Raw genomic sequence first — 12,915 nt, 5'->3', positions numbered from 1 at the left:
ACCTGGATGTGTGGGATTATAAATGAGGAAAGGAGGAACTAATCATGCCAACTATTAATCAATTGGTACGCAAACCAAGACAAAGTAAATCAAAAAAATCTGATTCACCAGCATTAAACAGAAATTTTAACAGTAAAAAGAAAAAATTTACTGATTTAAATTCACCACAAAAACGTGGGGTTTGTACTCGTGTCGGTACTATGACACCTAAAAAACCTAACTCAGCGTTACGTAAATATGCGCGTGTTCGTTTGTCTAACAACATTGAAATCAATGCGTATATCCCTGGTATCGGACATAACTTACAAGAACACAGTGTTGTACTTGTACGTGGTGGACGTGTAAAAGACTTACCTGGTGTACGTTACCATATCGTACGTGGTGCACTTGATACTTCAGGTGTTGATGGACGTAGACAAGGCCGTTCATTATACGGAACTAAAAAACCTAAAAAATAAGTTTAAGATTGCGTAAATTTTCGCTATAAAATTTAAAATTATACTATAATAGGAAGGGAGGATTTACATTATGCCTCGTAAAGGATCAGTACCAAAAAGAGACGTATTACCAGATCCAATTCACAACTCTAAATTAGTTACAAAATTGATCAACAAAATTATGTTAGATGGTAAACGTGGAACAGCACAAAGAATTCTTTATTCTGCATTCGACTTAGTTAAAGAACGTAGTGGTCGTGAAGCAGTTGAAGTTTTCGAAGAAGCTATCGATAACATCATGCCAGTATTAGAAGTTAAAGCTCGCCGTGTAGGTGGTTCTAACTATCAAGTACCAGTAGAAGTTCGTCCAGAGCGTCGTACTACATTAGGTCTTCGTTGGTTAGTTAACTATTCGCGTCTTCGTGGTGAAAAAACTATGGAAGAACGTTTAGCTAACGAAATCTTAGATGCTGCTAACAACACTGGTGGAGCAGTTAAGAAACGTGAAGACACACATAAAATGGCTGAAGCTAACAAAGCATTCGCTCACTATCGTTGGTAGGATAGTAGCTTTTTCCCTGAGCATGTTCCACAAAGATAGTTTACTATCACCGGTGCGTGTTTAGGGCATCGCCATATTTAAAGTATTTATTCGCAGTTATACTGGAAGGAGAAAAATACATGGCTAGAGATTTTAGTTTAGATAGAACTCGTAATATCGGTATCATGGCTCACATCGATGCTGGTAAAACAACTACGACTGAACGTATTCTTTACTATACTGGACGTATCCATAAAATTGGTGAAACACACGAAGGTGCTTCACAAATGGACTGGATGGAACAAGAGCAAGACCGCGGTATCACTATCACATCAGCTGCAACGACAGCAGAATGGGATAACCACCGTGTAAACATCATCGATACACCTGGACACGTAGACTTCACTGTTGAAGTTGAACGTTCATTACGTGTACTTGATGGCGCAGTAACAGTATTAGATGCACAATCAGGTGTTGAACCTCAAACTGAAACAGTTTGGCGTCAGGCAACAACTTATGGTGTACCTCGTATTGTTTTCGTTAACAAAATGGACAAATTAGGTGCTAACTTTGAATACTCAGTAAGCACAATTCATGACCGTTTACAAGCTAACGCGCAACCAATTCAGTTACCTATCGGTGCTGAAGATGAATTTGAAGCAATCATCGACTTAGTTGAAATGACATGTTTCAAATACACAAATGACTTAGGAACTGAAATTGAAGAAATTGAAATTCCTGAAGATCATAAAGAAAGAGCTGAAGAAGCTCGTGCAGCATTAGTTGAAGCAGTTGCTGAAACTGACGACGAATTAATGGAAAAATATCTTGGTGATGAAGAAATTTCAATCCCTGAATTGAAAGCTGCTATCCGTAAAGCAACTACTGATGTAGAATTCTACCCAGTTCTTGTTGGTACAGCATTCAAAAACAAAGGTGTTCAATTGATGCTTAATGCAGTAATTGATTATTTACCTTCACCATTAGATGTTAAACCAATTATTGGTCACCGTGCTGATAATCCAGATGAAGAAGTTATCGCAAAAGCTGATGACAATGCTGAGTTCGCTGCTTTAGCGTTCAAAGTAATGACTGACCCTTATGTTGGTAAATTAACATTCTTCCGTGTTTATTCAGGTACATTATCATCAGGTTCATATGTTAAAAACTCTACGAAGAACAAACGTGAACGTGTAGGTCGTTTACTACAAATGCACGCTAACTCTCGTCAAGAGTTAAACACAGTATATTCAGGAGATATCGCTGCTGCGGTAGGCCTTAAAGATACTGGTACTGGTGATACTTTATGTGGTGAGAAAAATGACATCATCTTGGAATCTATGGATTTCCCAGAGCCTGTTATTCACTTATCAGTTGAACCAAAATCTAAAGCGGACCAAGACAAAATGACTACTGCTTTAGTTAAGTTACAAGAAGAAGATCCTACATTCCATGCACACACAGACGATGAAACTGGACAAGTTATCATTGGTGGTATGGGTGAGCTTCACTTAGATATCTTAGTAGACCGTATGAAGAAAGAATTTAACGTTGAATGTAACGTTGGTGCGCCAATGGTTTCATACCGTGAAACATTTAAATCATCAGCTGAAGTTCAAGGTAAATTCGCTCGTCAATCAGGTGGTCGTGGTCAATATGGTGACGTTAAAATTGAATTCTCACCTAATGAAACAGGTGGCGGTTTCGAATTCGAAAACGCTATCGTTGGTGGTGTAATTCCACGTGAATACATTCCATCAGTTGAAGCAGGTCTTAAAGATTCAATGGAAAACGGTGTATTAGCTGGATATCCTTTAATTGATGTTAAAGCTAGATTATTTGATGGTTCATACCATGATGTCGATTCATCAGAAATGGCCTTCAAAGTCGCTGCATCATTAGCACTTAAAGAAGCTGCTAAAAAATGTGATCCAGTTATCTTAGAACCAATGATGAAAGTAACAATCGAAATGCCTGAAGAGTACATGGGTGACATCATGGGTGACGTAACATCTCGTCGTGGACGTGTTGATGGTATGGAACCTCGTGGTAATGCACAAGTTGTAAATGCTTATGTACCACTTTCAGAAATGTTCGGTTATGCAACATCATTACGTTCAAACACTCAAGGTCGTGGTACTTACACTATGTACTTTGATCACTATGCTGAAGTTCCAAAATCAATTGCTGAAGACATTATCAAGAAAAACAGTGGTAATAAAGCTGAATAATTAAACTTGTTTTGTGGGACAACTGTCTGTACAATACATGTAAAGCTTAATTATGTGGCTTGTAGTTTTATTAATTGATTTTTTGGGAAAAATGCATTATAAAGGTACTGTATGGTCCTTTATACCAAAAAATAAAACAATCTTCTCATGATGGTGAGAAACTGTCATGAGAGATAATTTTAAAAATTTATTTTCTAACGAATAGGAGAGATTTTATAATGGCTAAAGAAAAATTTGACCGCTCAAAAGAACATGCCAATATTGGTACTATTGGTCACGTTGACCATGGTAAAACTACTTTAACAGCTGCTATCGCAACTGTATTAGCAAAAAATGGTGACTCTGTAGCACAATCATATGACATGATTGACAACGCTCCAGAAGAAAAAGAACGTGGTATTACAATCAATACTTCACACATCGAGTATACTACTGACAAACGTCACTATGCTCACGTTGACTGCCCAGGTCACGCTGACTATGTTAAAAATATGATCACTGGTGCTGCACAAATGGACGGAGCTATCTTAGTAGTATCTGCTGCTGATGGCCCAATGCCACAAACTCGTGAACACATTCTTTTATCACGTAACGTTGGTGTTCCAGCATTAGTTGTATTCTTAAACAAAGTTGACATGGTTGACGATGAAGAATTATTAGAATTAGTAGAAATGGAAGTTCGTGACTTATTAAGCGAATATGACTTCCCAGGTGACGATGTACCTGTAATCTCTGGTTCTGCATTAAAAGCTTTAGAAGGCGACGCTGACTATGAGCAAAAAATCTTAGACTTAATGCAAGCTGTTGATGACTTCATTCCAACACCAGAACGTGATTCTGACAAACCATTCATGATGCCAGTTGAGGACGTATTCTCAATCACTGGTCGTGGTACTGTTGCTACAGGCCGTGTTGAACGTGGTCAAATCAAAGTCGGTGAAGAAATCGAAATCATCGGTATGCAAGAAGAATCAAGCAAAACAACTGTTACTGGTGTAGAAATGTTCCGTAAATTATTAGACTACGCTGAAGCTGGTGACAACATTGGTGCATTATTACGTGGTGTTTCACGTGATGACGTACAACGTGGTCAAGTTTTAGCTGCTCCTGGTACTATTACACCACATACAAAATTCAAAGCGGATGTTTACGTTTTATCTAAAGATGAAGGTGGTCGTCATACACCATTCTTCACTAACTACCGCCCACAATTCTATTTCCGTACTACTGACGTAACTGGTGTTGTTAACTTACCAGAAGGTACTGAAATGGTTATGCCTGGTGATAACGTTGAAATGGATGTTGAATTAATTTCTCCAATCGCTATTGAAGACGGTACTCGTTTCTCTATCCGTGAAGGTGGACGTACTGTTGGATCAGGCGTTGTTACTGTAATCAACGAATAATATAATTTTCTATCTTTGATAGATTTTTAAGAGGCTCCTTAGGGAGTCTCTTTTTTCATAGAACCCCTTATTCAGTTTCTGAATTAGGGGTTCTTAGTGCATTAGCTGCTAGCTAATGTAAACAAAATCAATTCAGTTTCAGAATTAAGGGTCTTAATGCATTAGTTGGTAGTTAATGTAAAAACAGGCGACGTCACTTAATAGTGACATCGCCTGTTTTGATTTATCTTTATATAATGGAATACATTCGCTTATGCGAATGCATAAGGTTTACTAATTGAGCTAAAGCTCATGCATAAAAGCACCTAAGTCATGCAATGACTAAGGCTAGTAAGGTTTACTTGAGCTAAAGCTCATGCATAAAAGCACCTAAGTCATGCAATGACTAAGGCTAGTAAGGTTTACGTTTTCGAGTTCAAGGATTTTTAGAAATTCGCATGCTGCATATTTCATTGCCTTTTCATCAATATTGAAGTTCGGGCTATGATGTGGGTGTGTAGTCTCTTTTTCTGGATTACCACAACCAGTTAAAAAGAATGCGCCAGGGCGAACTTTTAAATAGTGTGAGAAATCTTCACCAATCATCATTAACTCAGATTCATAGAAACGTAAATTCATCTCATTTGCAGCTTGTTTAACAATTTCATAATTATTTGGATGATTGTGTACAGGTAGGTAGCCTTTAACATAATCCAATATATAAGTAATATCATTTGCTAGAGCAAGACCTTGCAATAATTTGTCCATTTTAGTGATAATATGACTTTGGACTTCTGTATCAAAGGTACGAACGGTGCCTTTACAGAAAGCAGAGTCAGGAATAATATTGTCGGCTGAACCTGCTTGAACCATACCAAAGCTTATTACAGCTTGTTTAACTGGATCAATTGTTCGTGAGACAATCTTCTGAGCACTCATAATGAATTCTGCCATAATAACTACTGGATCAATCGTTTCATGAGGTTTAGCACCATGGCCGCCTTTACCTTGAATGGTGATATTAAATTCATCGGGAGATGCCATCATAGCACCAGGACGTGAATAAATCATACCTGTTGGATAACCTGTCCATAAATGATTACCATAAATTTTGTCTACGTTGCTGAGACAACCATCATCAATCATTTCTTGTGAGCCGCCTGGCATAATTTCTTCACCATATTGAAAGATTAATACAACATCGCCATTTAGTGAGGATAAATGATTCTCAATAATTTCTGCCACACCAAGTAAGATTGCTGTATGACCGTCATGGCCACATGCATGCATGGCACCTGGATTTTTAGATTTATATGATACGTCTGTTAATTCATCTATTGGTAAGGCATCGAAGTCGGCACGTAAGGCAACTGTAGGGCCATCACCCTGTCCTTTGAATGTTGCAACAATACCATTTCTACCAACTGGTGTACGTATCTCGCAAGATAATTGACTTAATTGATTCATGATAAAGTCATGTGTGTGATGTTCTTCAAATGATAATTCAGGATATTGGTGTAGATAACGACGTACTTGCACCATCCTACTTTCTTTTTGTTGTGCTAGTTGAAACCAATCAAACAACTTCAACCCTTCTTCCTTCAGCATTTTCATCCATTATATCATTTTACGTGTAGCAACTGTAGGTACAAATAATTAACAAAGCTATTAAATTGTAGAAAACGCTTTCTAATATATCATTATTCTACTTTCCACAATTTAAAAAATAGGTTATGATTAACTTGAAAACTAAGATAACTCAAAGGGGGACTTGCAGTGGTTCAATCACTACATGGCTTTTTAGATGAAAATATTCAATATTTAAAAGATAATGGTTTATATAATGAGATAGATACAATTGAAGGCGCCAACGGACCTGAAATTACTATCAATGGGAAAAATTATGTTAACTTATCTTCAAACAATTATTTAGGACTAGCAACAAACGAAGATTTGAAACAAGCAGCAAAAGATGCAATTGATACACATGGTGTAGGTGCCGGTGCTGTGCGTTCAATCAATGGGACGTTAGATGTACATGATGAATTAGAGAAAACACTTGCTGAATTTAAAGGTACTGAAGCAGCAATTGCATATCAATCTGGATTCAACTGTAATATGGCTGCCATTTCAGCAGTTATGAATAAAAATGATGCAATTCTTTCTGACGAATTAAATCATGCATCTATTATTGATGGTTGTCGTTTATCTAAAGCGAAGATTATTCGTGTAAACCATTCAGATATGGAAGATTTACGCGCTAAAGCAAAAGAAGCCGTTGAATCAGAACAATACAATAAAGTAATGTACATTACTGATGGTGTTTTCAGTATGGATGGTGATGTTGCTAAACTACCAGAAATCGTAGAAATTGCTGAAGAATTTGGCTTAATCACATATGTTGATGATGCACATGGTTCTGGTGTCATGGGTAAAGGTGCTGGTACGGTTAAACATTTTGGCTTACAAGACAAGATTGATTTCCAAATTGGTACATTATCAAAAGCGATTGGTGTCGTTGGCGGTTATGTAGCAGGTACGCAATCATTAATCGACTGGTTAAAAGCACAATCAAGACCTTTCTTATTCTCAACTTCTTTAGCACCTGGAGATACGAAAGCCATCACAGAAGCAGTTAAAAAACTAATGGCTTCTACAGAATTACATGATAAACTTTGGGAAAATGGCAATTATCTTAAAGATGGTTTGAAAAAATTAGGCTTTGATATAGGTAATTCAGAATCTCCAATCACACCTGTTATTATTGGTGATGAAAAAGAAACACAAGCCTTTAGTCGTCGTTTGAAAGAAGAAGGCGTATATGTAAAATCCATCGTATTCCCAACTGTTCCTAAAGGTACAGGTCGAGTGCGTAATATGCCTACAGCTGCACATACGAAAGAAATGTTAGATCAAGCATTAGCAGCATTTGAAAAAGTTGGTAAAGAACTAGGTACAATTAAATAAATATAACCGTTCATGTATAGCAGAGTGAATATAGTACAAAATTAAGTTTAAAACGTTTGGAGATGATATGTCTTCAAGCGTTTTTACTATATAATGACAACACATTATTGTATGGAGTGTGATAAATATGACAAAGTTAATCATCATTAGAGGTAACTCTGGCAGTGGAAAGACGACGATCGCACAGAAATTGCAACATACATTAGGCACAGGTGTGATGTTAGTAGGGCAAGATGACATACGTCGCAATATGTTGAATGTACCTGACCCACCTAATAATTTAGCCATTCAACTTATAGAAGACATTGTGAATTATGGCATCGCACATTGCGATTATGTTATTTTAGAAGGTATTTTAAATAGTGCTAAATACGGTTCAATGATTGAGCGCTTAATGAATCAAATTAACGTAGACGCATACGCTTATTATTTCAAACTACCATTTCATGAAACAGTAAGAAGACACCATTTGAAAGATGAAACAGATTTTGGTGAAGAAGCAATGATGCGTTGGTTTGTTGAAAATGACATATTAAAGGTAAACCAAGAAACGTATCTATACCAAGAAATGTCTGAAAATGAAATAATAAGGAAGATTCTAGAAGATATCATTTAATATAAAAATTTGAACATAATTAAACTAGCCTGTGATACGGTATCAATACATATTCACAGACTAGTAGTTATTATTATTTGAAAGGATTTTTAGACTTTTGCGCAGCTTCACGATTTTCTTTATTTTGCATAAATGGTATAGCAAACCATAAGATGTGTAACATACTTGCTAAAATAATAAGTACAATAGGTATAAAGATTTCAATAATACTTATATCTACGACAAATGATGCAAGCACAAAAGCAGTAATGGACGGTATGGCACAAACGATTACGACAGTTAACAATACAAATTGTATGACTTGTGTCGTTAAGGGACTATAAATATCCATAATCAAGATGGCGATATAAAATAGTGTAATAAATGCGAGTAACACCACAACCCAACCGGTCGACATACCACCTTGTGTTTTAATATAGTCTTGATAAGGTGATAGCGTCGGTAAAATAAATAGAATGACGGTGGATAACCATGATAAGATACCGAAAAAGGTAAAGAAAATTTTTGAAGTATTATTGTTATTCATAAAAAACACCTCCTAAGATACAAAATCTCTGTTGGCTTATATTTGATTTATTTAATAGTTGGTATTGTATAATATACTCGTATTTTATTAGTAACGCTTACATTTATATGTATACCCGTTAAATAAAGTTTTAAAGCATCATAAAAAGGTATTAAATAGGTATAAGCATGTTATTGCATACATCAGTGATGTTGTGATAACAATAAAACACAAAGCTATTCATTATGTAATAGATAAAGTGTGCAGAGTGAACATGATAAGGGGATTTTAAATGCATAAAAATTTGGGGTTGCATTTCACTACACAACGTCTTATCATTAGACCGTTGGAAGAAAATGATTACGAATCATGGTTAAGTGGGTTTGTAAATAGAAAGCCATCACAATATAGGCATGACAAAGGTCAAGTAGATATGTCAGATGCTACAGAACCTTGGTTCGCGGCAATGGTGACTAGACAGCAACAAGCGATTGAAGCGGATGATTTATATATATTTGGTATTTTTGATAAAGCACATCAACATATAGGTATGCTCAATATTAAGAACTTAAGTAGAGATCAATTCCAATGGGCAGAAATTGGCTACTTTATTCATAATCAATATTGGCATCAAGGATTTGCTTACGAAGCTTTAACTGAATTAGTAAAACAAACACGAGACACATTACATTTTCATAGAATTGAAGCACATATTAATTTGGATAATAATCCATCTATCCAATTGATTGAAAAGTTAGGCTTTCAATTCGAATGTGTGCGCAAAGGTTTTATTTTTGAAAATGAACAATGGACAGATCATTATGTGTATTATATCAACACACATGATAATCATTTATAAACGTAGGTCGAGAAAGGAAGGAGTGTCAACATGGTTGAATTTAGAGAGTTAACAATGGGTGACGAATTAATGTATTGTGATTATATGAGAGAGTGGATTGATCATGATGAAAAAATTGTCCCTACAATTACAAATATTACAAAATATAGTAATTTTGAAGAGTTAGTACATGAATTAGCTGATAATAAGTCACATGATGAATCAGTGGATAATACCACATTATTCTTAATAGAGGATGATGAAATTATCGGTGCGGCGAACATTCGTCACAATTTAAATGAACAGCTTAAAAAAATAGGCGGCCATGTTGGCTACGGTATCCGTAAGAAACATCGTGGTAAAGGGTTTGGTAATAAAATCCTGAAAAAATCATTGGATTACCTATCAAGAATCGGTGTTCGAGAAGCATTAGTGACATGTACGGAAGATAATGAAGCGTCTGTAGCAGTCATTAAGCATAACGGTGGCGAAGAAATTGAATCATCGACACTGGAAGATGGCACAGTTGTCCGCCGTTTCCAAATTGAAATAGCGTAATTAAACGAGAGGTTGATAATCTTAAAAGATTATCGCCTCTTTTTTTATTTAAATGTTTCAAAATTTATAAATGATGAGTCTACTATAAAACCGCAAACATAAATAAAGGACTTCATTATAATTTTCAAGTATAATTAGTACTAGGTATTAAAAACAAATGTTAGAAATGAGGTTTATTAATGTCGAAAGTAATAAAAGATATACATACAGCTTTTGAAGGATTGGAAGATGGAATGACAGTACTTGCTGGGGGCTTTGGGTTATGTGGGATTCCTGAGCATAGTATCGAAGCAATTCGTACAAAAGGTACAAAAGGCTTAACTGTTGTGAGTAACAACTGCGGCGTAGATGACTTCGGCTTAGGCCGTTTATTAGAATATAAGCAAATAGATAAAATGATTAGTTCCTATGTAGGCGAGAATAAAATATTTGAACAACAACTGATTAATGGTGAATTGGATGTTGAATTGACACCGCAAGGCACACTAGCTGAAAAGTTACGTTCTGGAGGCGCGGGAATACCGGCTTTTTATACAAAAACAGGTGTCGGTACACCCATTGCTGAAGGTAAAGAAACGCGTGAATTTGATGGAGAAACTTATTTAATGGAACGTACACTGACAGGTGACTTTGGTATTGTCAAAGCACAAAAAGCAGATACATTCGGGAATTTAGTGTTTGAAAAAACAGCACGGAACTTCAATCCATTATGTGCGATGGCAGCTAAAACAACGGTCGTTGAAGTAGAAGAACTTGTAGAGGTAGGACAAATTGATCCGGATGCCATTCATATGTCAGGTGTTTATGTAGATTTCATCTATGTCGGCGAACATTTTGAGAAGCGTATTGAAAAGCGTACAGTGAAGGAGGCCAATCATGGATAAAAAAGTACAACGCCAGAAAATTATCCAACGTGCTGCTAAAGAAATTAAAAGTGATATGGTAATTAATCTAGGTATTGGTATGCCTACATTGGTTGCGAATGAAATGAACGATCATGTTGAAAATGTGTACTTTCAATCTGAAAATGGCTTACTTGGTATCGGACCATATCCGACTGAAAATGAAGTGGATCCAGACTTAATCAATGCGGGTAAAGAAACTGTAACAGCTGCTAAAGGGGCGTCTTACTTTGACAATGCAGAATCATTTGCGATGATTCGAGGCGGACATATCGATTTAGCCATACTTGGTGGCATGGAAGTCTCAGAAACAGGGGACTTAGCGAATTATATGATCCCAAGCAAACTTGTTAAAGGTATGGGCGGCGCGATGGATTTAGTAGTCGGAGCACAAAAAGTAGTTGTCATTATGGATCATATGAATAAACATGGTGATTCCAAAATAAAATCACAATGTGAATTACCGTTAACAGGTGCTAGTGTAGTCAATACGTTGATTACAGATTTAGCTGTTTTTCAATTTGAAGCGGGTGTCATGAAACTCGTTGAATTACAATCTGACACAACTTTAGAAGACGTTAAAGCACATACGGATGCACATTTCGAAAATCATTTAAAGTAGGTGGCGTAATTGGTAAAAGATAAAGTAACAATTATTACAGGCGCAGCGAGTGGTATTGGGCTAGCGATAGCAAAAGTATTTTTAGAAAATGGTGCCAAAGTGGTGCTTGCTGATTTGAATGAAGATAAATTAATTCAAGAAACAGATGCATTGAAATCCCAGGGATATGACTGTATGCCAATAAAAGTGAATGTCACAGATGAACAAGCTGTCAAAGCTATGATCGATCAAACAGTTGAACAATATGGACGCTTAGATATTTTATTTAATAATGCAGGGTTACAGCATGTTGAAAGTATCGAATCATTCCCAACAGAAAAGTTCAGACAGATGATTGATATTATGTTGACGGGTAGTTTTATAGGAACAAAATATGTGTTACCTATTATGAAACAACAACAATCAGGACGTATTTTAAATATGGCATCAATTAATGGTGTAATTGGCTTTGCTGGTAAGGCGGCTTATAATAGTGCGAAACACGGGATTATTGGTTTAACAAAAGTAACCGCATTAGAGACCGCTACAGAAGGTATTACAGTGAATGCTATCTGTCCAGGTTATATTGATACACCGTTAGTGCGTAATCAAATGGATGATTTAGCTAAAGAACGTGGTGTGGCAGTAGAACAAGTACTTGAAGACGTTTTATATCCTTTAATTCCTCAAAAACGCTTGTTAGATATTAAAGATATAGCTGATTATGCTTTATTCTTGTGTAGCGATAGTGCGAAAAGTGTCACGGGACAAGCGATTTTGATAGATGGTGGTTACACAGTTCAGTAGTTTAAATATATTGTGCATTTAAATTTTAATTTCTAATTCATTTTCAATGAAAATATGTTACGTTGAAATTAACGGAATATAGACAAATTGAAGGTGATTGCTAATGAAAAACACTAACGCCAAAAATGAAGATTGGTTGCCTATCGTAACTAGTTTAGGGCTAACGATACTTTCAGATTTTTTGGATGACCCGTTATATACAAAAATAATGACAGCGATTATGATTTTAGTATTGATATATGCGATTATTAGAGGCGTCATCACCACGAGGTACAGCATTAAAACGGAAGACCCAAATATAAAAACGTGGTTTAGTATTAAAGTAGATTACTGGCTACTATTTGTTAGAAATATGATATTTTATGGATTTTTAACAACACTATTTTTTGTTTATATATATTTGGATGGTCAAACCATGTGGAAATATTTGTTAGTCATAGTAATCATTTTTGTTTTATTTTTAGTAATGATATCTAAGTTGGAAAAGAAAACAGAAATTATAAATCATGAAGACGATTAAGGTGAAT

Annotated in this window: 14 protein-coding genes; 12 read left to right on the top strand and 2 right to left on the bottom strand. The window is 35.9% G+C overall.

Annotation, left to right across the window (positions count from 1 at the left end):
• Positions 1–44: 44 nt before the first annotated feature.
• The 4 genes from rpsL (at position 45) to tuf (ending at position 4,615) form a co-directional block, all read left to right on the top strand.
• Positions 45–458, top strand: a complete 414-nt coding sequence (rpsL, locus tag KA893_RS05215; RefSeq protein WP_002484156.1) for a 30S ribosomal protein S12 — start codon at positions 45–47, stop codon at positions 456–458.
• 70 nt (positions 459–528) lie between these two features.
• Positions 529–999, top strand: a complete 471-nt coding sequence (gene rpsG / locus KA893_RS05210; protein WP_002484155.1) for a 30S ribosomal protein S7 — start codon at positions 529–531, stop codon at positions 997–999.
• 119 nt (positions 1,000–1,118) lie between these two features.
• On the top strand, positions 1,119–3,209 hold the full coding sequence (fusA, locus tag KA893_RS05205; RefSeq protein WP_069821686.1) for an elongation factor G: 2,091 nt from the start codon (positions 1,119–1,121) through the stop codon (positions 3,207–3,209).
• A gap of 218 nt (positions 3,210–3,427) precedes the next feature.
• Positions 3,428–4,615: an elongation factor Tu gene (gene tuf, locus KA893_RS05200; RefSeq protein ID WP_002484153.1), complete on the top strand. Its 1,188-nt coding sequence runs from the start codon at positions 3,428–3,430 to the stop codon at positions 4,613–4,615.
• A gap of 369 nt (positions 4,616–4,984) precedes the next feature.
• Here tuf and KA893_RS05195 read toward each other — a convergent pair whose 3' ends face one another.
• Positions 4,985–6,178, bottom strand: coding sequence for a M20 family metallopeptidase (locus KA893_RS05195; RefSeq protein WP_210125607.1), 1,194 nt, complete (start codon positions 6,176–6,178; stop codon positions 4,985–4,987).
• A 192-nt stretch (positions 6,179–6,370) separates the two neighbouring features.
• Here KA893_RS05195 and KA893_RS05190 point away from each other — a divergent pair, with 192 nt between their 5' ends.
• Together KA893_RS05190 and KA893_RS05185 are read left to right on the top strand one after the other, a co-directional pair.
• Positions 6,371–7,561, top strand: coding sequence for a glycine C-acetyltransferase (locus KA893_RS05190; protein WP_075339834.1), 1,191 nt, complete (start codon positions 6,371–6,373; stop codon positions 7,559–7,561).
• A gap of 127 nt (positions 7,562–7,688) precedes the next feature.
• Entirely contained in the window at positions 7,689–8,177 is a 489-nt protein-coding gene (locus tag KA893_RS05185; RefSeq protein WP_194375998.1) for a kinase, read from the top strand.
• 73 nt (positions 8,178–8,250) lie between these two features.
• Here KA893_RS05185 and KA893_RS05180 read toward each other — a convergent pair whose 3' ends face one another.
• Complete coding sequence (locus KA893_RS05180; RefSeq protein ID WP_002484149.1) at positions 8,251–8,703, bottom strand: hypothetical protein; 453 nt, start codon at positions 8,701–8,703, stop codon at positions 8,251–8,253.
• A 271-nt stretch (positions 8,704–8,974) separates the two neighbouring features.
• Here KA893_RS05180 and KA893_RS05175 point away from each other — a divergent pair, with 271 nt between their 5' ends.
• The 6 genes from KA893_RS05175 (at position 8,975) to KA893_RS05150 (ending at position 12,908) form a co-directional block, all read left to right on the top strand.
• Positions 8,975–9,541, top strand: a complete 567-nt coding sequence (locus KA893_RS05175) for a GNAT family N-acetyltransferase (protein WP_047502344.1) — start codon at positions 8,975–8,977, stop codon at positions 9,539–9,541.
• Between the two features lie 30 nt (positions 9,542–9,571).
• The gene (locus KA893_RS05170) at positions 9,572–10,078 is read left to right on the top strand and encodes a GNAT family N-acetyltransferase (protein ID WP_002484147.1); all 507 of its coding nucleotides are present in this window, start codon (positions 9,572–9,574) and stop codon (positions 10,076–10,078) included.
• Positions 10,079–10,257: 179 nt separating this feature from the next.
• On the top strand, positions 10,258–10,962 hold the full coding sequence (locus KA893_RS05165) for a CoA transferase subunit A (RefSeq protein ID WP_069821703.1): 705 nt from the start codon (positions 10,258–10,260) through the stop codon (positions 10,960–10,962).
• Positions 10,955–11,602 carry a 3-oxoacid CoA-transferase subunit B gene (locus KA893_RS05160; RefSeq protein WP_115353092.1) on the top strand — a complete coding sequence of 216 codons (648 nt, stop codon included), beginning with the start codon at positions 10,955–10,957 and terminating at the stop codon, positions 11,600–11,602. Before KA893_RS05165 ends, KA893_RS05160 begins: the two co-directional genes overlap by 8 nt.
• A 9-nt stretch (positions 11,603–11,611) precedes the next feature.
• Complete coding sequence (locus KA893_RS05155; protein WP_194375997.1) at positions 11,612–12,388, top strand: 3-hydroxybutyrate dehydrogenase; 777 nt, start codon at positions 11,612–11,614, stop codon at positions 12,386–12,388.
• A gap of 103 nt (positions 12,389–12,491) precedes the next feature.
• A complete protein-coding gene (locus KA893_RS05150) occupies positions 12,492–12,908 on the top strand; it encodes a hypothetical protein (protein ID WP_194375996.1) in 417 nt (138 codons plus the stop codon).
• Positions 12,909–12,915 lie beyond the last annotated feature (7 nt).

Source organism: Staphylococcus sp. GDY8P126P, assembly GCF_017891965.1.
GTDB lineage: Bacteria > Bacillota > Bacilli > Staphylococcales > Staphylococcaceae > Staphylococcus > Staphylococcus saprophyticus.
The sequence above is the reverse complement of the archived record's forward strand: the minus strand, read 5'-3'. Positions and strand labels throughout refer to the sequence as shown.